20 protein-coding genes are annotated in these 18,780 nt (G+C 41.6%); 13 read left to right on the top strand and 7 right to left on the bottom strand.

From position 1 onward, the window contains the following. The first annotated feature begins 2 nt into the window (after positions 1-2). Complete coding sequence (locus ACJAZP_RS17055; protein WP_415231946.1) at positions 3-1,448, top strand: TrkH family potassium uptake protein; 1,446 nt, start codon at positions 3-5, stop codon at positions 1,446-1,448. Positions 1,449-1,457: 9 nt separating this feature from the next. Here ACJAZP_RS17055 and rmuC read toward each other — a convergent pair whose 3' ends face one another. Both rmuC and ACJAZP_RS17045 read right to left on the bottom strand, forming a co-directional pair. Then, positions 1,458-2,810, bottom strand: coding sequence for a DNA recombination protein RmuC (gene rmuC / locus ACJAZP_RS17050; RefSeq protein WP_415231945.1), 1,353 nt, complete (start codon positions 2,808-2,810; stop codon positions 1,458-1,460). After that, positions 2,810-3,064 carry a hypothetical protein gene (locus ACJAZP_RS17045; protein WP_415231944.1) on the bottom strand — a complete coding sequence of 85 codons (255 nt, stop codon included), beginning with the start codon at positions 3,062-3,064 and terminating at the stop codon, positions 2,810-2,812. The genes rmuC and ACJAZP_RS17045 overlap by 1 nt, the downstream gene beginning before the upstream one ends. A gap of 497 nt (positions 3,065-3,561) precedes the next feature. On the opposite strand from ACJAZP_RS17045, the gene ACJAZP_RS17040 reads away from it, so the two are divergent. The 8 genes from ACJAZP_RS17040 to ACJAZP_RS17005 all read left to right on the top strand — a co-directional run bounded on the left by ACJAZP_RS17040 (position 3,562) and on the right by ACJAZP_RS17005 (position 12,447). Beyond that, positions 3,562-4,833, top strand: coding sequence for an O-acetylhomoserine aminocarboxypropyltransferase/cysteine synthase family protein (locus ACJAZP_RS17040; protein WP_415231943.1), 1,272 nt, complete (start codon positions 3,562-3,564; stop codon positions 4,831-4,833). Positions 4,834-4,912: 79 nt separating this feature from the next. Continuing rightward, on the top strand, positions 4,913-5,164 hold the full coding sequence (locus ACJAZP_RS17035) for a DUF3820 family protein (RefSeq protein WP_415231942.1): 252 nt from the start codon (positions 4,913-4,915) through the stop codon (positions 5,162-5,164). Positions 5,165-5,323: 159 nt separating this feature from the next. Beyond that, positions 5,324-6,256 (top strand): hydroxymethylbilane synthase, encoded by a 933-nt coding sequence (gene hemC, locus ACJAZP_RS17030; protein WP_415231941.1) that lies wholly within the window; start codon positions 5,324-5,326, stop codon positions 6,254-6,256. Then, positions 6,253-6,987, top strand: a complete 735-nt coding sequence (locus ACJAZP_RS17025) for a uroporphyrinogen-III synthase (protein ID WP_415231940.1) — start codon at positions 6,253-6,255, stop codon at positions 6,985-6,987. The genes hemC and ACJAZP_RS17025 overlap by 4 nt, the downstream gene beginning before the upstream one ends. A gap of 65 nt (positions 6,988-7,052) precedes the next feature. Continuing rightward, entirely contained in the window at positions 7,053-8,189 is a 1,137-nt protein-coding gene (locus tag ACJAZP_RS17020) for a uroporphyrinogen-III C-methyltransferase (RefSeq protein WP_415231939.1), read from the top strand. A 10-nt stretch (positions 8,190-8,199) separates the two neighbouring features. Beyond that, a complete protein-coding gene (locus ACJAZP_RS17015) occupies positions 8,200-9,390 on the top strand; it encodes a heme biosynthesis HemY N-terminal domain-containing protein (RefSeq protein WP_415231938.1) in 1,191 nt (396 codons plus the stop codon). A gap of 122 nt (positions 9,391-9,512) precedes the next feature. Next, positions 9,513-10,019, top strand: a complete 507-nt coding sequence (locus ACJAZP_RS17010; RefSeq protein WP_415231937.1) for a protein phosphatase — start codon at positions 9,513-9,515, stop codon at positions 10,017-10,019. Between the two features lie 232 nt (positions 10,020-10,251). Beyond that, the gene (locus tag ACJAZP_RS17005; protein WP_415231936.1) at positions 10,252-12,447 is read left to right on the top strand and encodes a permease; all 2,196 of its coding nucleotides are present in this window, start codon (positions 10,252-10,254) and stop codon (positions 12,445-12,447) included. A gap of 54 nt (positions 12,448-12,501) precedes the next feature. On the opposite strand, the gene ACJAZP_RS17000 is transcribed toward ACJAZP_RS17005, so the two are convergent. The 3 genes from ACJAZP_RS17000 to ACJAZP_RS16990 are packed head-to-tail and all read right to left on the bottom strand — an operon-like array spanning position 12,502 to position 13,735. Then, positions 12,502-12,981 (bottom strand): DUF6691 family protein, encoded by a 480-nt coding sequence (locus ACJAZP_RS17000; protein WP_415231935.1) that lies wholly within the window; start codon positions 12,979-12,981, stop codon positions 12,502-12,504. A gap of 2 nt (positions 12,982-12,983) precedes the next feature. After that, complete coding sequence (locus ACJAZP_RS16995) at positions 12,984-13,406, bottom strand: YeeE/YedE family protein (protein ID WP_415231934.1); 423 nt, start codon at positions 13,404-13,406, stop codon at positions 12,984-12,986. A gap of 23 nt (positions 13,407-13,429) precedes the next feature. Beyond that, a complete protein-coding gene (locus ACJAZP_RS16990; RefSeq protein ID WP_415231933.1) occupies positions 13,430-13,735 on the bottom strand; it encodes an ArsR/SmtB family transcription factor in 306 nt (101 codons plus the stop codon). A gap of 186 nt (positions 13,736-13,921) precedes the next feature. Here ACJAZP_RS16990 and ACJAZP_RS16985 point away from each other — a divergent pair, with 186 nt between their 5' ends. Beyond that, on the top strand, positions 13,922-14,107 hold the full coding sequence (locus tag ACJAZP_RS16985) for a DUF2892 domain-containing protein (RefSeq protein ID WP_415231932.1): 186 nt from the start codon (positions 13,922-13,924) through the stop codon (positions 14,105-14,107). Between the two features lie 263 nt (positions 14,108-14,370). After that, the gene (locus ACJAZP_RS16980; RefSeq protein ID WP_415231931.1) at positions 14,371-16,074 is read left to right on the top strand and encodes an FAD-dependent oxidoreductase; all 1,704 of its coding nucleotides are present in this window, start codon (positions 14,371-14,373) and stop codon (positions 16,072-16,074) included. A 79-nt stretch (positions 16,075-16,153) separates the two neighbouring features. On the opposite strand, the gene ACJAZP_RS16975 is transcribed toward ACJAZP_RS16980, so the two are convergent. Further along, positions 16,154-16,510 carry a glutaredoxin family protein gene (locus ACJAZP_RS16975; RefSeq protein ID WP_415231930.1) on the bottom strand — a complete coding sequence of 119 codons (357 nt, stop codon included), beginning with the start codon at positions 16,508-16,510 and terminating at the stop codon, positions 16,154-16,156. Between the two features lie 101 nt (positions 16,511-16,611). Between ACJAZP_RS16975 and ACJAZP_RS16970 the strand changes: the two genes are divergently transcribed. Next, complete coding sequence (locus ACJAZP_RS16970) at positions 16,612-16,791, top strand: DUF1289 domain-containing protein (protein ID WP_415231929.1); 180 nt, start codon at positions 16,612-16,614, stop codon at positions 16,789-16,791. Between the two features lie 67 nt (positions 16,792-16,858). Beyond that, complete coding sequence (locus ACJAZP_RS16965) at positions 16,859-17,662, top strand: dTDP-glucose 4,6-dehydratase (protein ID WP_415231928.1); 804 nt, start codon at positions 16,859-16,861, stop codon at positions 17,660-17,662. 50 nt (positions 17,663-17,712) lie between these two features. Here ACJAZP_RS16965 and ACJAZP_RS16960 read toward each other — a convergent pair whose 3' ends face one another. Further along, the gene (locus tag ACJAZP_RS16960) at positions 17,713-18,684 is read right to left on the bottom strand and encodes an IS30 family transposase (protein ID WP_415231927.1); all 972 of its coding nucleotides are present in this window, start codon (positions 18,682-18,684) and stop codon (positions 17,713-17,715) included. Positions 18,685-18,780 lie beyond the last annotated feature (96 nt).

Genomic DNA, 18,780 nt, shown 5'->3' with positions numbered 1-18,780 from the left:
CTATGGTCACTCGCCCTCTACTCTTTATCACCGGATTGGTATTGTCAAAAATGGCAATATTTATGTATCCCCCCATGGTTTTCGCCTTTTATAATAATACCTTAGGCGGTATGGAGTTTTTGTCTTCTATTATTATTACGCATTTCGCTTCTGCTCTTTTTATTTTCATGGGAAAAGAAAAACAGTTATCCCGCCTGGGAATAAGAGAGATGTTCTTATTAACCACAGGAGTGTGGGTTTTAGCCAGTATTTTTGCCGCATTACCTTTTGTGCTGATTGAACATATTAATTTCAGTAATGCCTTTTTCGAAACCATGTCGGGGATCACCACCACCGGTAGTACAGTGCTCAATAATTTAGATACTATGCACCCCAGTATCCTATTATGGCGTTCCATTTTACAATGGTTAGGGGGAGTCGGTTTTATCGTGATGGGGGTGGCTATTTTGCCCTTTTTAAATGTCGGCGGAATGCGCCTTTTCCAAACAGAATCTTCAGACTGGTCAGACAAAGCGGAATCTAAAACCCGCAGTGTCGCGACCGGTATTTTGCTGGTCTACGTATTTTTAAGCGTGTGCTGTTTTATTGGCTACCGACTCGCCGGTATGGACAGTTTCGATGCGATTAATCATGCGATGACCACGATTTCCACGGGAGGATATTCAACGTCGGACCGTTCAATGGGTAATTTTTCCCATGCCGCACACTGGAATGCCATTATTTTTATGTTTTTGGGCGGGTTACCATTTTTATTGTTTATTCGTGCCTTTAACCAACGCAGTTTAGTCTCTCTTTTTCATGATGCGCAAGTCTTAGGCTTTATTAAAGTTATTCTATTTTTTACGCTAAGTTTAACCGCTTATTTATTTTTCAGTGAGCAATTCTCTCTGCCTGACGCCTTTCGATTAAGTTTTTTTAATGTTGTTTCCGTGGTAACCACAACTGGTTTTGGACTTGATGATTTTATTTCCTGGGGTGATTTTAGTATTGTGGTTTTTTGGGGATTGATGTTTTCCGGAGCTTGTTCCGGCTCTACCTCCGGTGGTATAAAAATATTCCGCTTTCAAATTGCCACCAGTATGCTCAAACGCCAGTTAATGATCTTAATTCACCCGCGTGGTGTTTTTCCGCAACGTTATAATAATCGCACCGTCAGCGATGATATTTTACGCTCTTTAATTGCTTTTATTTTGGCCTATATGGGCACAATCGCAGTATCAACCTTGTTATTGGCACTGTTTGGCTCAAGCGCACTGGTTGCTCTGTCTGCATCCATTACCGCTGTTTCCAATGTTGGACCCGGCCTGGATCCGAGCATTGGTCCGAGCGGAAATTTCTCGACTTTATCGGATCCCTCTAAATGGGTGTTAGCCATTGGTATGCTGATGGGACGATTAGAGATACTGACCGTAGTAGTGTTGTTTTTACCTCATTTTTGGCGCCGCTAGTTTAACGTGTTAAGTTCTCTTATGAGAATCAGGCATCTCTACTTTAGCGAGCTCAACTAAGGTCTCAGGTAAAGGTTTAGTCACGGTCACACCCATCTCTTTTAACTGCTCCGCCTGCTGTATGAGATTGCCCCGGCCCTGACTGAGTTGCTTCAGTGCCCGGTCGTAACTGTTTTGGGCTTTATTCAACTGTGAGCCAACATCTAACATATTTTCACTGAACAAGCGTAATTTATCGTATAACTTACCGGCTTGCTGGGCAATTAAACGGCCGTTATGCTCCTGTTGCTCAATGCGCCAGAGGTTATCAATAGTGCGCAATGCAATCATTAAGTTGGTTGGACTGGCGAGTAACACATTGTTATCCAGTGCTAATTTAACCAGCGCCGGATCCTCTTCCAGTGCGCTGATAAAGGCCGGTTCAACGGCCACAAATAATAAAACATAATCAAGCGTATTACTGCCAATTAAGTTCTGATAATCTTTTTTTCCTAATCCCCTAATATGCTGACGAATAGATACAACATGTGCCTGCAGGGCGTCTTTTTGGGTTTGCGGATCATCGGCATTAAAGTATCGCTCGTAGGCAACTAAGGATACTTTTGAATCAATAATAATATTTTTGTTTTGTGGTAACTGTACCACCACGTCAGGTTGAAAACGTTGCCCCTGCTCATTTTTAAAACTCACCTGGGTTTTGTATTCATGGCCCTCACGCAAGCCGGAGGACTCTAAAATACGCTGTAAAATAACCTCTCCCCAATTACCCTGCTGCTTATTATCACCTTTTAATGCATTGGTCAGATTAGTGGTTTCCTGCTGCATTAATTGGTTGAGTTTGGCCAGATTAGAAATTTCATTCTGTAAATTGTAGCGTTCTTTACTTTCATTAACGTAACAATCAGCAACTTGCTTTTTAAAACCATCCAACTGTGTTTTTAAAGGGTCGAGCAGTTGACTGATACTGTCCTGATTTAACTGTTTAAACTGTGCTGCTTTTTCGCTGAAAATGCGCTGAGAAAGTAATTCGAATTGATTGCTCAACTTCTGCTCATTCTCCTGCTGTTCCCGAAGGCGTTGAGTGGCGCCCTGCAGATGCACTTCTGTTTCCCTTAAGCGTATGGTCAGTTTATTGCTTTGATGCTGCAAACTCTCAATAAATGTTTGCTTGTTAAGTAGTTCTTGGGATTTTTCAATATTTATATTTTGATTGTGCAAAAGCTCCTGCGCGCTTAATTTCAGCTCAACAAAGAACTGATCCCGTTGTTTTCTTAAACGTAATAAAGCCCAGGAGAAAGCAATAATAAGGCAGAAAATGAATGAAGCAGTGCTGACAAGAAGTATTAAAGGGGATAATAACATTATGAATATTCAAATTTTTTAAGGTAATCATTAACTTTTTTGTTAAGACTTTTCCAAATTAACAGATAGATGACATAAACCACAACCACGGCTCCTTTATGCATATTACTGCCTTGGTCTAATTGCTGAAAAGTAAAACCGTCAGTGTAAAAGGTCATCAAGTGCAGATAAAAATAGATAATGACTGGAAAAATAAAGACTGTCGATAGTCTCCAGATTAATAACAACAAAGAGATAAAATTAGTTCGTAACATCACTTATCCAAAATAAAAAACGTGAGGGTCTGTTGACCTTTCCTGCGTCACTGAAAAAAAAGGAGTCAAGGCACGAACAAGTTCGGGTTAAAGCGTAGATGATTTTTGACCTGTAAACTGCAGAAGCCCGAGCTAATTACTCATATACAATACTACCTTTGCCTTCGGGAAAAATAATCTCGAGACCCTACTATACCGATTCTAACCTCTTTAAGTATATTTTCATGTCGAGCTTTTATTTTTATTTATACTCAACCTGTCCTAATATTAAAGCTATTTATCGGTTGAGTCATATTCTCCGTGCACAGTATTTAAAAATAATGACTGTTGATGATCAAGGTTTAAGCAGTCTCTGAATTTACAGCTGCGTGTATATTTTAAAAATGTGATCCCTTTCTGTAAAAAGGCTGTTTATTGAACATCAACAGTGCTAGCTTTGAACGACTTTATCAGGGGCTGTTTTTTTCCATTCATTATATTTTTTAATAGGCGTATTTATGAAATTAGAATCACTCGCGTTACATTGCGGTTATGAGTCCGAAGCCACTACCAAAGCGGCTGCTGTGCCAATTTATCTGACCACTTCCTACACCTTTGACGATACTCAGCACGGTGCAGATCTGTTTGATTTAAAGGTACCCGGTAATATTTATACGCGAATAATGAATCCCACCACGGATGTGCTGGAAAAACGGGTCGCAGCGATGGAGGGCGGGATTGGCGCACTGGCGGTAGCATCGGGTATGTCAGCAATTACTTATGCCATACAATGTATATGCGAAGTTGGTACTAACATTGTGAGTTCCAGTCAACTCTATGGTGGTACTTATAACTTCTTTGCCCACTCATTACCCAAGCAGGGGGTCGAAGCCCGAATGGTCAATTTTGACGATTACCAGGGTTTTGAGGATGCCATCGATGACAATACGCGCGCGGTTTTTTGTGAATCAATTGGTAACCCCGCCGGTAATATTGTTGATATTGAAAGACTCGCTCAAATTGCCCATAAACACGGCGTTCCTCTGATTGTGGATAATACCGTTGCAACACCGGTATTATGCCGTCCATTTGAGTTTGGTGCTGATATTGTGGTGCACTCACTGACTAAATATATTGGCGGTCACGGTACCTGTATTGGCGGTATTATTGTTGATTCAGGCAAGTTTGACTGGGTCGCAAACAAAAAACGCTTTGCAATTTTAAATGAACCGGATCCTTCTTATCATGGTGTGGTTTATACCGAAGCATTGGGTGCTGCGGCTTATATTGGCCGCTGCCGCGTGGTACCTCTACGTAATACCGGAGCAGCGATTTCTCCGATGAATTCGTTTCAAATTATGCAGGGTCTAGAAACTCTCTGTTTACGCATGGAGCGGCACTGTGAAAATGCCGAGAAATTAGCCGCTTACCTTAATAAACATGAAAAAGTCGAGTGGGTTAACTACGCAGCGCTTAAAAGCAGTCCCTATTATGAAGTCTGTCAAAAAATATGTGGCGGTAAGGCTTCCGGTATTTTAAGCTTTGGTATTAAAGGCGGCGCCGTATCCGGCGGTAAGTTTATCGATGCACTGCAAATGATTTTACGCTTGGTCAACATCGGAGATGCTAAGTCATTAGCCTGTCACCCGGCTTCAACAACTCATCGCCAGCTAAATCCGGAAGAGTTAAAAGCCACGGGAGTCAGCGAAGAATTGGTCCGTATCTCTGTTGGTATTGAAAACATTGATGATATTATTGCCGATGTTGAGCAAGCCTTGGCAAAAGTGTAAAGCAACTAATAACCTCTACAGAGTAGAAAGCCGTAATCTATCGGCTTTTTATATCGGTTATAATTAATTAAGAGAGGCAATGCCCTTGTTAGATGATCCCAAAGTGCTTAGTGAAGCAATTAATCAAATTATGCCCTTTGGTAAATATGCCGGTCGTAAGCTGATTTATTTGCCTGAGCCTTATTTAGTCTGGTTCAATAGCAAAGGTTTTCCGGAAGGAAAACTGGGGCAACAGTTAGCGTTGATCTATGAAGTAAAATTAAACGGGTTAGAAAAAATGTTAGCTCCTTTAGTTAAACCCGGTGGTTTTGATAATAAAAATTATCGCTAAGGTCATTCTTTCATTCGCAATGACCGGCTATTAGACAATCACCCGCCCGGCGATCATCCATTTTCCTACTCGAAGGGCATTTTTGTGTAAATCCGCATGCTTATTAAGCTTATCTTTGGTAGCATTAAATGATTGTTTTATTCACGAGAAAATTCATCAATGACTGCTCAAAAAATTCGTATTGCGACTCGCCATAGCCCTCTGGCTATGTGGCAGGCTAACTTCATTAAATCGGAACTTTTAAAATATCACCCGAATTTAATCGTTGAACTTTTACCGATGAAAACCAAAGGCGATATAATATTAGATACCCCTTTAGCTAAAGTGGGCGGAAAAGGTCTTTTTGTTAAAGAGTTAGAAGTGGCCATATTAGAAGGGCGAGCGGATATCGCGGTACATTCGATAAAGGATGTGCCCGTTGATTTCCCCGAAGGCTTAGGCTTAACCACTATTTGTAAACGCGAAGATCCCCATGATGCTTTTGTTTCCAATCATTATAAGCAGTTGAATGAGCTGCCAGAAGGTGCGATTGTGGGGACCTGCAGCCTGCGCCGTCAATGCCAGATATTAGCTCTACGCCCGGACCTTATCATTAAAAATCTCCGTGGTAATGTAAATACACGTTTACGTAAGCTAGATGATGGTCAATACGATGCTATTATTTTAGCTGCAGCGGGTTTAATGCGTTTACAAATGCAACATAGAATTACCTCTTTGATCGCACCTGAGGTTAGCCTTCCCGCCGTAGGGCAAGGTGCAGTCGGGATTGAATGCCGTTTGAATGACGAGCAAACTATCAGCCTGTTAAAACCACTTGAAGATCCACAAACGCGCATCAGAATAACCGCTGAACGGGCCATGAATCTTAAATTACAGGGCGGTTGTCAGGTGCCTATCGGCAGTTTTGCCATACTTGAAAATGACCAGCTATTTTTGCGCGGGTTGGTTGGCAGCGTGGACGGGAAAACCATTATCCGCAAAGAGATAACAGGCCATCGAGATGATGCGCAGCAATTAGGTGTTACCCTTGCGGAGCAATTATTAGCCTGCGGCGCAAAAGAGATTCTTGCTGAAGTTTATAAAAACCAATGAAAAAAGCGCGCTTATTAGTAACCCGTTTTGCCCCGCATGCGCAGCGCTTAACTGATTTACTCAATGCGCAGGGGACTGTTGCCTTTGCGCAACCTTTGTTAACAATCCAAAAGACAGCAGAATTTAATCAGGTCAGTAAAGTGCTGGCAAAAAATTATGATTATATCATTGCCGTAAGTCCCAATGCGGTTGATTATACTGACCAGGCTCTGGCCGGTTTAAACTGGCCGCAGAGTGAATATTTAGCCGTTGGAAAAGCGACTCAGGTTAAGCTGAAAGCGGCAACCGCGCAGAATGTCGTTGTACCCGAAAAATGCTTTGATAGTGAGGGACTGCTTGATTTACCCTTATTATCGGCTTTACAGGGCAAGCGAATCCTTATTTTACGCGGGACTGGTGGCCGGGAGTTACTCTGTGACACATTAAGACAACGCGGCGCAATCGTTGATTATTATCAGCCTTATCAACGTGTTGCTATTGCCTTGTGCGGGGACATTTTAACCAAAGAATGGCAACAACAAAATATTAATGGTGCTATTATCAGTAGTATTGAATTGTTGGAAAGATTAATGGCCGTTGTCCCGCCGGCTGCGCAGAGTTGGCTTAAATCGCTTACTATTTATGCACCAAGTGAGCGTATACTCGATCAGGCAAAGCGTTGGGGCTGGTCAAATACAAAAGTACTACCCGGGATCTCTGATCACCAAGTTATTGATTATTTTAAACATTAATAAAAAAAAGATAGTCATGCATATTAGTAATTAAACCTTTTTGCCTAAAAAATGTGAGGGTGGTTATGACCAAGAGTAACAATAACAATGAAGCAATAATCAATCATGAGGAGCTTAAATCTGACGATCCGGCTGCTGAATCAGAAAATATCCCTGAGAATAAAAAGCCCAAAAGTGGAAAATCGACGCTGTTTATTGCTTTATTAGCGCTGTTTCTGATTGTTATTTTAATTTTTTCCGGCGGTTATTTCTATAAATTAAATAAAACGCTCACGGATCAGCAGCAAGCACAAATAACTCAGTTGAGTAGCAGTTTATCCTCCCAGGAAAGCACTCTCAATCAACAAAAATCAGATTTTCAGTCACTATTAGGCCAAGTTAATCAGCAACTTCAACAAGTCAAAAATCAAAATAAGCTCTATAGCAGCGATCTGCAGTCTTTACAACGCCGCGTGGCAGAAACAACAGTGCGCCACCCGAATGACTGGATCCTGACTGAAGTGCAGTATATGGTACGTTTAGCGGGCAGTAAAATTTGGTTAGAGGGTGATCTGGACACCGCCGTTGCACTTCTTTCTGCTGCTGATCAGCGTCTGCTGGTATTAAGCGACCCTAGTTTAAATCCATTACGCTCGGCATTGCTTGAGGATATTAACAGTTTAGAATCTTTACCAAAACGCGATCCAGATGGTTTGATTTTAGCGCTTTCTAATCTTGAAAGCCGGGTCGATAAACTGACCGTTGTGGGTTTGAGTTTATCGGCATCTTCAAGCAAAGATAAAAGCGAAATTTCAACGGATATTAAGGATTGGAGTGCAAATTTATCCAAATCCTGGAGTAGTTTTGTTAATAGTTTTGTGGTTATCAATAAACGTGATGTGAAAGTACAAGCGTTACTTTCTCCGGAGCAAAAGTGGTATTTACAGGAGAATTTACGCGCAGCTCTGGCCAAAGCTGAGTTTGCCGTATATCGCGAACAGCAAGATATTTATGATTTATCGATGAAGACTGTCTCTGATTTATTAACTGATTATTATGATTTAGCAGATAATACTACCAATCACTTTTTTAAATCTATTCAGCGCTTAACCGCGCAAGAGGTTTCCGTCAAATACCCCGATCAGCTAAAAAGCGCACCGGTACTGGAGCGTCTAATGACACAGCGGGTAAAAAAATCACTCGCTAATTCGACCGTAGAATAGGGGGAACATTATGATTCGAATTATTATCGTCATTGCAGCACTGATCGCCGGATTATTTTTTGGTCCTGAAATTAGCACTAATAAGGGTTATATTTTAATTTCCCTTGATACCTATACCACCTATGAAACAACTATTATCAATGCTGTTATTGTGAGCATTGTTTTTTATTTTTTACTGGGATCACTTGAATGGGTATTACGTAAATTACTCTCCATGAGTTCGATTACCCGTGGTTGGTTCGGTCAGCGTAAAACTAAAAAAGCAGAAAGAAACCGTTTGTTAGGTATGTTAGCGCTGCTCGAAGGTAATAGCAGGCAAGCACAAAAGTTATTGTCTAAATCAGCTGAGCGAACTGCAGCGCCTGCTTTAACTTATATCGCAGCGGCAAAAGCTGCGCAGCAGCAGGGTAACTATGTTTTAAGGGACTCTTACCTGGATCAGGCAACAATAAGCCAAAAAGGGTGCAACTTAGCCGTTGGTTTGGTGCGCGTTGAATTGCAGATAGAAGCAAAACAATTTGCACAAGCGCTACAGGCGCTTAAAGAGTTGGATAGCACCTTTCCGGGTCATAAACGCATTGAAAAATTGTACTTAGATATTTATCCCCCGTTAAATCAATGGGCTGATTATATCAATGTCTTAACCAAACAGCGTAAATATTTGTCCTTGGTTGATACTGAGTTTGACAGTCTTCAATTAAATGCTCATAAGCAGCTTTTTAAGCAGTTAGCAAAGCAGAGCGGCGAGGCAGTGCAGGCGTTATGGAACAATAAGTCATCGCGCAGCATGCGCAAAGATATCACTTACCAATGTGCAATGTTAGATGCTTTTATTGAATGGAAACGTTATGAATTTGCAGAGTTTTTTTTAATAGAGAAGCTCAAAGATCAGTTCAGTCTACCGCTCCTTGCTTATGTGGACAAAATACAGATAACTGCAAATAAAAAATTGATTTTAGTATTGGAAAAACAACTTAAAAAAGATCCTGAAAATGGCGCAATTCATCATGCGCTGGCGAAATTAAAGCTAAATGACGATAAACCGGCAGCTGCGATTGAACATTTGCAAAAGGGACTCGAGCTGGATCCAAATGTAGACGATTTTGCGCTGCTGGCAAAAATACTGGAAAAAGCGGATCGCCTCGATGAGGCGAATAATTACTACCGTAGAGGCCTGTTATTTTTAATGTCATCAAAATGAAACATTGATGTCATAAACTACAAGTAAAGCGCAACAGGGTCAGATCTCTGACCTTGAAGTCGTTTGCTTATGGTCAAAGCAGAATCCTCTTCTGCTTTTTTACAATTTTAGCGGGTAACTTTATGTCTATTCATCCCCTTTTTACACTTACTGTTGAAAATAGTGCTGCCAGGATCATTTTAACCCCCTGTCCCGGTACAAAAGATGTTGATTTAATCAATTCACTTCAACAAATTAAAGCCTTTGGTGCAGTCGCATTATTAACCTTCATGACCCAAGGTGAACTGGATAAAAACCACTTATCTGATCTTGGTGAAGTGACTAAGGCGCAGGGACTGCTGTGGTTTCATCTGCCGATTATTGATGATGAGGCACCCGGGAAAGCATTTTTAGAAGCTTGGAAGACTGCCGGGCCTGTTGTCCATGAGTTAATTGCACAGGGTAAAAGCATTGCCGTGCATTGCAAAGGAGGCTCGGGAAGGACCGGACTGGTGAGCGCGCAAATTCTTGTTGAACGCGGTGAAGCATTAGCGCCTCTAATGGCGCGTATTCGAGTCGTTCGGCCAAATGCATTTATGCATTTATGCCATCGTGATTATTTAACCGAGCTGGCAAACAGTTTAAAATAAGCCTTTCTTATTAAGCAGACTGCCGTTCAGTAAATAGATTGTGGAGCAGCTGTTTGCTGCCCCGCAACCTCTATTTTTTAATCACAGTTCCTTTAAATTTCGTAATATTACCGGCTGATTATAAAAACAGTCTGTTTTATTTAAATGTTATATTATAACACTTAAATAGACTTTGTTAATTTACTGTTATAATATAACAAAATAGACTTTATTTAATTATTCGAGATTTTTCATGTTGTTGTTTTTAAGCATTTTAGCCTTATTTCTAGGGCCACTTACCTACCGATTATTGCAGCGTCAACCTGGTTGGCTGGATTTACTTGATGCCTTTATTTTTGTAACCATTTCCGGACTGGTGCTATTTCATATTCTGCCCGAGCTGCTGCACAGCGGTGGTTTATTCGTTTTAGTACTGATGATTACTGGTTTATTAGCACCCGGTTGGATCGAGAAATATTTTCATAAAGCGGCTCATCAAGCCCATCAAATGACCCTCTTCCTGAGTATTTTGGGCTTAGTGCTGCACGCCAGTCTCGACGGTTCTATTTTGCTGGCAGGGCAAAGCGATCGTACCGGATGGTTACTTGCTATTGGGGTTTTACTGCATCGTTTCCCCGTCGGAATTACTATCTGGTGGTTATTACGTCCTCAATACGGGCGACTATTACCCTCGGTGATTTTATCCTGTATGTCTCTCGCCACCTTAGTGGGCGCCTTTTTTGCTGAGTATTCTTTGGCTCAGCTTGATGGCCAGTGGATGGCATGGTTACAGGCTTTTGTAATGGGCTCCATAATGCACGTTGTTTTGCATCGCCCCTATTTACATGGGCATGGCGCGCAACAGTCACACCCAAAAGACTCGCAGGAGAATAAATATTCAGCCGGTATAGGCAGCATTGCCGGGTTAATCGCATTGGGTTTTGTGCTGTTGCCGCATTGGTTGGGTTATATTGACCATGAGCATCCAACGGCGCCGCAAAGCGAAGAGGTGCTTAGCAGTAATCCACCACTGGATAGCTTAGCTTCTGTTGCCGCAGCGGATAATCATGTCGTGGATGAAATACATCATGCAGATGACCATGATCTTGCCGCAGTGGATAATCATGTCGTGGATGAAATGCATGATGCAGATAACGATGATCTTGCCGCAGCGGATAATCATGCTGAGGATGGGATACATAACGCAGATAACCACGATCTTGTCGAAGCGGATAATCATGCCGCCGATGAAATGCATCATGCTGATAACCATGATCTTGCCGCAGTGGATAATCATGCTGAGGATGGGATACATAACGCAGATAACCACGATCTTGTAGAAACGGATAATCATGTCGGGGATGAAATGCATGATGCACATGATTCAGCTGAGTATCCGCAGGAGCAAAAATTTCATACGGCATTAACTCTGTCCAACTTTTTCAATATTGCCTTATACAGTGCCCCGATGTTATTAATCGCCTACTTTTTAAGTGCGCTGATGCATTATTTTAAACCTGGATTATCTTTAACTATTCCAGTACAGGGTAGTCCGTTGTTTTTTAAAGACGCATTGAAAGGGCTGATTTATGGTTTGCCTTTACCCATCTGTTCACCGAGTGCGAGTAAAATGCATCAGCAATTATTAGGTCTGGGGGCGAACCAGACATTTGCTACCGCATTTTTAATTGCGGCTCCGATTATTGGTTTTGATGCGTTACTCATTTCATTACCTCTGCTGGGAACTCAAATTGTTATTTTGCGTGTTGTTTTAGCGGCCCTTTTTGCATTGTTGATTGCATGGCTGATAGGACGCCATTTTAAAACGGTGAAATTTCCGCTGGTTGCAGCAGTTCCTCAAGGTAGCGCGGCTAAATCGCGTTTTATTGATGCGATTAAAGATGGTTACCAGCATCAATTAGATCATACCGCACCCTGGGTTTTATTGGGCTGGACACTGGCGGCAACACTCTCTGCTGCAACGGCATGGACCTTTTTTGATCAAGCTTTATGGTTACAAGTTTTAGTGATGATCGTTGTTGCCTTCCCCTTTGCACTTTGCGCTACCGGTATTACACCCGTTATTGCTATTTTATTGCTCTCGGGTTTATCACCCGGTGCGGCCATTGCATTTTTATTAATTGCACCAACGATCAGTGTGGAACTGCTTAAACAGATAAAACTGCAACAGGGATTTTTTGCGGCGCTGAGTTTGGCGATGTTAATGCTGGTCGGGGCTTTTTTGATAGGCTTAGGACTTAATCAATATATCGATGTTATCTCTTTACCCTGGTTAAAACAAAATCAGGCTGATTACAGCTGGTGGCAATACAGCAGTTTAGCGGTGATTTTGATACTTTATCTTGCTTCACTATTGCGCCGGGGAGCGCGCCGTTTTATTGCTGAACTGCTGCCGAAGAGTCTGTTAAAACAGCATCACCATCATTAACAATATGCCTGTCCATAACCGTGGACAGGCACAGAACGCATTTCCGGTAGGTGCTTAAATAGCGCAGATATTTTTTCTATAACCAAAAAAAGGTAAAGGCAAGCGACCTTGCTGGTACTGTTTAGCTAATACCATGCCGACAATCATGCTCAGAATAAAAGCCAGAACAATATTACTGCCGCTGGCTATGCTAGTGATCGCGGGGCCGGGACAAAAACCTGCTAATCCCCATCCCGCCCCGAAAATAAGCGCGCCGGAAATTAATGAACCATCAATCTTGGTATTGCTGGTCCAGCTGAATTTATCACCATTAATTGCTGCGCTACGTTTTTTAATAACAAAATGATAAATAGGTGTGAAGACCGCTAATGCGCCGCCCATTACAAATGCGAGGCTCGGGTCCCAGTTGCCGCTAATATTCAAAAATCCAATCACTTTGGCCGGATTAACCATTCCGGAGATAATCATCCCCATGCCAAACAGCAGACCGGCAAGCAGGCTGACAGCCATACGAATTATTTTTGACTTTGTCATTACTAAAGTCCTCCCAATAAACTGCGTATAAACACCACGGTAAATGCTGCACCCATAAAGGTGATAGTGGCAAAAAGAGAGCGTTTCGAAAAGCGCCCCAGGCCAATAATACCATGCCCGCTGGTGCAACCATTGCCTAAACGTGAGCCGAAACCCACCAATAAGCCGGCAAATGAAACGATAACGATAGAATGACCTGCAGTATCGGGCAGTTCAAAACCAAAAGGTGCAACAATTAAAAAGCTGGCAATCATGCCCGTTAAAAAAGCGGCTCGCCAGCTGGATTCATGTTTCTGGGGATTTAATAAACCGCCAATGATGCCGCTTATTCCTGCTGTTTTTCCGCTAAACAGCATCAACAGAGCAGCAGAAAGTCCAAGTAATGCACCTCCGGCTAAAGCTGACCAGGGGGTAAAGTTTTCCATAATTGACTCCGATGCTGTGAAAACTATGCTTCAGGGGGACAAAAAGCGTGTTGTAATGCGCCAAGCAGTATATCTACACGCGGATCGGCAATAGAATAAAAAACCTGTTGCGACTCTTTTCTTACCTTAACCAGGTGATTTTTTCTTAATACGCCCAGATGTTGAGAAAATGCCGATTGACTTAATTTTGTATGCTCACGTAATTCTGACACGCCCATTTCACCATCGGATAATAAACATAAAACTACCATTCGATCCGCATGCGCCATTATTTTTAATAACTCGCTTACTTCACCGGCTTTCTCATGTATTTCGGCTAATTTACTCATTTTAAATTCCTTAATATTAGTAAGCACATTTTACCTAGGCAGCATTTTTAATCAACATCTAAATTAGATAAACATATATTAGATTTTGCTAATTAAATTGGTTACAATAGTCCTATCGGTTTATTTTCTTTTAACTAAACTATAAATAGGGTTTTAACCTAATTTGAATCTTTTAAGGAGTACAACATGACTATTGATAATGGCGTTAGAGTAATAGCGGGTTGCATGGTTTTACTCTCGGTTTTATTAACACAATTTGTTCATCCCGGTTTTATATGGCTAAGCGTATTTGTTGGACTAAATTTGCTGCAGAGTGCTTTTACAGGCATCTGTCCGGCGGCTTTTTTCTTAAAAAAATGCGGTTTAAAATAAACCAATCAGTTTAGTCCTGAGCAACAGGACTTAGCAAAAAAGCAATGTGTAACTGGGTAAAATAATACGCAGTTAATTTTTATCGTCTGTAGAAAATTTTTGGGGCACTGAATATCTCAGAACATCTTGATTTTTAGGTGTTTCTGGCAGCGGATCAGAACAATGTTTAGATGAACCGGCATAAATAATGCCCTCTTGATCTTCTTCGCTAAGTCAATAACAGACACTTTTTATTATCTATTTTCAACTTAATGGAGTTAACAATGACAAAAATTGTAATAGTCGGCGGTGTTGCAGGTGGTGCTTCGGCGGCTGCTCGTGCTAGACGACTAAGCGAAGATGCTGAAATAATCATGTTTGAACGGGGAGAATTTGTTTCCTTCGCGAATTGTGGATTACCCTACCACATTGGCGGTGATATCACTGAAAGAAGTAACTTGCTGCTGCAGACACCACAAAGCTTTCTGGCCCGTTTTAATGTTGATGTTCGAACCATGAACGAAGTGCTGAGCATTGATAAAGAAAAAAAATCGGTCACCGTCCGTAATTTACAGGACGGATCACAATACACTGAAAGTTACGATTTTTTAGTATTAAGTCCGGGCGCCGGATCAATTGTTCCGGCAATCCCCGGTATAGATAACCCTCTTACCCACTCTCTGCGTAATATTCCCGATATGGATAAAATTCTTAATACCATTAAGATGAATCGTCCTGAACATGCCACCGTTGTCGGTGGTGGTTTTATCGGATTGGAAGTGATGGAGGCGTTCCATCAGCTCGGCATTAAAACCACACTTGTTGAACTTGCCGATCAGGTGATGACCCCGGTAGACCGTGAAATGGCCGGCTTTGCGCATGCTGAAATCAGAAGCCAAGGTGTTGATCTGCGCTTGGGTGTTGGCCTTGAAGCGGTGGAATACGTTGCAGAGCCGCATGTGGCTAACTTAGAAAGTGGCGAGTCTGAATTGCACTCTCATATGCAAGGTCACCTGAATCTTACTTTAAATAATGGCGAAACCATCAAAACAGAAATTCTGGTGATGGCAATAGGGGTACGTCCTGAAATTAAGCTGGCTAAGGAAGCGGGCCTTAAAATTGGTGAGCTTGGTGGTATCTGGACAACACCTGCTATGCAAAGCAGCGATCCTGCAATTTATGCGGTAGGTGATGCAGTCGAAGAAGCTGACTTTGTGACTGGCAAAGCGATTATAGTTCCATTGGCAGGTCCCGCTAACCGTCAAGGGCGTATGGCAGCAGACAACATATTTGGCCGCCAGGAGACTTATCAGGGCACTCAGGGCACTGCAATTTGTAAGATTTTTGATTTAGCGGTCGCCTCTACCGGCAAAAATGAGAAAACGCTGAAGCGTGAAGGTACTCCATATAAAAAAGTTTATGTTCATACCGCCAGCCATGCAAGTTACTATCCGGGCGCAGAGCTTATTTCATTTAAGATGCTTTATTGTCCGAATACCAAGAAAATTCTCGGTGCTCAGGCTGCGGGTAAAGATGGTGTCGATAAACGTATCGATATCATGGCCGTTGCACAGCGCGCCGGTATGACTATCGATCAACTGCAGCATCTTGAGCTTACTTATGCGCCGCCATTTGGCAGCGCCAAGGATGTCATAAATCAGGCGGCTTTTGTTGCTAATAATATTGAAAACGGTGATGTGAAAGCGATACATTTTGATCAGCTGGATACGCTGGATGATCATCAATTACTCCTTGATGTCAGAACAGCAGGTGAAATCGACAAATTTGGTACCTTAAAAGGTGCTATCAATATTCCAGTGGATGAACTTCGCCAACGCATGGAGGAGCTACCAAAAGATAAAGAAATCATCGTTTTTTGTGCCGTTGGGTTACGGGGTAACGTGGCTTACCGTCAACTCGCCAACAGGGGGTATAAGGCACGAAATCTTCTCGGTGGTTATCGTACTTATAGTTTTGCCAAGGCATAATTATACTTACAGAGTTATGCGTCTTGTCTTTGTTAACAACTATTATGGCTAGCGCTAAATCAGCGCTAGCCATGTTCGCTTAAGCGAAACGGGTATTTAAATGTGCAATAATGGCCGAAGACTCGTATAACCAAACCACTTTATTATTTTCTTCAATACGTAAACAGGGTACCTGTATTTTTCCACCCTGATTTGCCAACACTTCTTTATGCTGCGCTTGTTTGGCATCTATGATGTTGATATTTAACCCCTGGCGACGAATTTCACGGCGTACCTTCACGCAAAATGGGCAGGCTTGATATTGATAAAGCTGCATGTTTTTAGTTTGTGCATCTATTTTAGCTTGTTCCTGAATTTCTCTTTTCAGTTTTGTAGGCGTAAATACAAAGTTAAGTAATAAAATAATGCGGCCTAAAATCCAACGAATAATGAACATTCAATACCTCTTTTTGTTATGGTTTTGTTAATAGATAATGAGTTTAACTGAAGAGTTGTTATCATCATACTTAACTTTTTAAATAGATGAGATGAACAGCTATGAATAATATTAATTCCCCCTGTATCGGTGCTTGCTCATTAGATGCTAACAAAATCTGTCAGGGCTGCTTTCGTCGTATGCACGAAATATCGCTGTGGGGAAGGGCGACAAACACACAAAAGATAAAAATTTTAGCGTCCAGCAGCGCACGACAAAAAGAATCCCTTACAACTTACTAAAGCTGCTGCATTATCCATGCGCAGTAAAGTGTTATAAATTTCAGCAGGACGGCTCAGGAGAACAGAGATGGAAAAGAGCATCAGCATATTAGGCAGTGGCTGGTTAGGTTTACCTTTGGCTAAACAGTTACAGTCAGACTTTGATAGGGTTAATATTTCAACACGTACGGAAGATAAAGTTACACAATTATGTTCTGCTGGATTACAGCCCTTTGTCGTTGATATTGACAATATAAGCGATAATATTCAGTCATTTTTACGTTCAAATACTCTAATTATTAATATCACCAGTAAAAATGTCGCGGGCTTTAAAAACCTGATTAAAGAGATTGAAATTTCACCTGTTAAAGAGATTTTACTGGTCAGTTCAACATCGGTTTATCCGGCAAAAAATGGGCTGTGTCAAGAATCTGATCAGCTTGATATGGCTTCACACCCTTGGTTAATTATCGAGCAGCTGTTTAGCCAGAATATACATTTTAAAAGCACTATTATACGCTGTGCGGGTTTAATTGGCGGTAAGCGTCATCCGGGGAGATTCTTTGCATCGGGAAGGGCTATTCAGTGTACCAATGCCGGGGTGAACTTGATCCATCTAGATGATTGTTTGGCTATTATTGGCATTATTATTAAGCGGCATATTTTTCCACAGCTGCTCAATGCCTGCGCGGATACGCATCCGAGTAAAGCGCAATTTTATACGCTTAACGCCTTAGCCTTGGGTTTTGATAAACCGAACCTCAGTGAAGAAGGTCCGCAAGCGAATAAAATAGTGAGTAATGAAAAGCTTAAAAAACGCCTTGATTACCAATTTATTCACGGCGATCTCCTGCAGATAGATGCGTTTAAAGATTACGATTTATTTACCTAATTACATCTTTTTTTAAAATCAGGCAGATTCAACGTTGAAGTGCATAACCGCTAAGCAGCTATAGCCACCATGTGTTCAGCCATTAATGTGGCTGGTGTTTTGTAATTTAGTTTCCTTCTTGGTCTATCATTGAGCTTCACTATTACATCTCGAACTTCTGATTGCGATACTTTTTTGAAGTCTGTTGATTTCGGCCAATATTGCCGTAGTAGGCCATTGGTGTTTTCATTCAATCCTCGCTGCCACGAACAATAAGGATCTGCAAAATAAACACCGCATTTCAAGCGCGTTGTCATCTCTTCATGGTAAGCAAATTCCTTGCCGTTATCTGCCGTGATAGTTAACACCGCTCCTTTAAATGGAGCTAACAAAGCAATAGTGGCTTCTGTGACTGTTTTTGCTGACTTATCATCTACACGTGTCGACACGGTGAAGCTGGTTTGCCGTTCTACAATGGTGACCAGCGCGCCACTGTGTCCCTTGCCAATAACCAGATCAATTTCCCAATCACCAATTCTAGTTTTATCATCAACAATTTTGGGCCGTTCATCGATACTTATACGGTTCTTAATAAAGCCTCTACCCGCCTGTTTATCCTTACTACGTGATTGATAAATTTTACCTTTCCTGCGTAAGTATTTGAATAAATGGCCGCCACCTTTCTTGTCAGACCAAATGTGCTGATAGATTGTTTCATAGCTAATATCAATGTTCTGCTCTTCCTTAAGCCATCCTGATATCTGCTCTGGGCTCCATTTCTCTTTAATTTTCGAGTCAATTAACTCAATGAGGCTGCGTGTCATTTTAATAGATTTACAAGCGGTTAATCGACGCTTGTCTGATGACATTTGAGCCTGCTTAATACGATAGCCACGCTTACCTGTATTACGCGAAAACTCCCTGCTAATGGTTGATTGGCTAACACTTAGTTGTTTAGATATTTTATTTTGGCTCATACCGGTTTTATTTAGGGCATAAATCTGGCATCGTTGCTCATAGGTCAGTTGTTTATATGTTTTCATTGTTGCATCTCTTGCCGGAGAAAAAGCGATTAGCATATATTCAGCTGACCGCTTTTTCTACCTATTCAAGTTATGCACTTATTATTTGAATCCAAG

The organism is Psychromonas sp. (assembly GCF_047632955.1).
Taxonomy (GTDB): Bacteria; Pseudomonadota; Gammaproteobacteria; order Enterobacterales; family Psychromonadaceae; genus Psychromonas.
Note: the sequence above shows the minus strand (reverse complement) of the source record. Positions and strands in the feature narration are given on the sequence as shown.

Coding starts and splice junctions, on each gene's coding strand:
- ACJAZP_RS17055 (WP_415231946.1), top strand. CDS start 3: ATGGTCACTCGCCCTCTACTCTTTATCACCGGATTGGTATTGTCAAAA.
- rmuC (WP_415231945.1), bottom strand. CDS start 2,810: ATGTTATTATCCCCTTTAATACTTCTTGTCAGCACTGCTTCATTCATT.
- ACJAZP_RS17045 (WP_415231944.1), bottom strand. CDS start 3,064: ATGTTACGAACTAATTTTATCTCTTTGTTGTTATTAATCTGGAGACTA.
- ACJAZP_RS17040 (WP_415231943.1), top strand. CDS start 3,562: ATGAAATTAGAATCACTCGCGTTACATTGCGGTTATGAGTCCGAAGCC.
- ACJAZP_RS17035 (WP_415231942.1), top strand. CDS start 4,913: ATGCCCTTGTTAGATGATCCCAAAGTGCTTAGTGAAGCAATTAATCAA.
- hemC (WP_415231941.1), top strand. CDS start 5,324: ATGACTGCTCAAAAAATTCGTATTGCGACTCGCCATAGCCCTCTGGCT.
- ACJAZP_RS17025 (WP_415231940.1), top strand. CDS start 6,253: ATGAAAAAAGCGCGCTTATTAGTAACCCGTTTTGCCCCGCATGCGCAG.
- ACJAZP_RS17020 (WP_415231939.1), top strand. CDS start 7,053: ATGACCAAGAGTAACAATAACAATGAAGCAATAATCAATCATGAGGAG.
- ACJAZP_RS17015 (WP_415231938.1), top strand. CDS start 8,200: ATGATTCGAATTATTATCGTCATTGCAGCACTGATCGCCGGATTATTT.
- ACJAZP_RS17010 (WP_415231937.1), top strand. CDS start 9,513: ATGTCTATTCATCCCCTTTTTACACTTACTGTTGAAAATAGTGCTGCC.
- ACJAZP_RS17005 (WP_415231936.1), top strand. CDS start 10,252: ATGTTGTTGTTTTTAAGCATTTTAGCCTTATTTCTAGGGCCACTTACC.
- ACJAZP_RS17000 (WP_415231935.1), bottom strand. CDS start 12,981: ATGACAAAGTCAAAAATAATTCGTATGGCTGTCAGCCTGCTTGCCGGT.
- ACJAZP_RS16995 (WP_415231934.1), bottom strand. CDS start 13,406: ATGGAAAACTTTACCCCCTGGTCAGCTTTAGCCGGAGGTGCATTACTT.
- ACJAZP_RS16990 (WP_415231933.1), bottom strand. CDS start 13,735: ATGAGTAAATTAGCCGAAATACATGAGAAAGCCGGTGAAGTAAGCGAG.
- ACJAZP_RS16985 (WP_415231932.1), top strand. CDS start 13,922: ATGACTATTGATAATGGCGTTAGAGTAATAGCGGGTTGCATGGTTTTA.
- ACJAZP_RS16980 (WP_415231931.1), top strand. CDS start 14,371: ATGACAAAAATTGTAATAGTCGGCGGTGTTGCAGGTGGTGCTTCGGCG.
- ACJAZP_RS16975 (WP_415231930.1), bottom strand. CDS start 16,510: ATGTTCATTATTCGTTGGATTTTAGGCCGCATTATTTTATTACTTAAC.
- ACJAZP_RS16970 (WP_415231929.1), top strand. CDS start 16,612: ATGAATAATATTAATTCCCCCTGTATCGGTGCTTGCTCATTAGATGCT.
- ACJAZP_RS16965 (WP_415231928.1), top strand. CDS start 16,859: ATGGAAAAGAGCATCAGCATATTAGGCAGTGGCTGGTTAGGTTTACCT.
- ACJAZP_RS16960 (WP_415231927.1), bottom strand. CDS start 18,684: ATGAAAACATATAAACAACTGACCTATGAGCAACGATGCCAGATTTAT.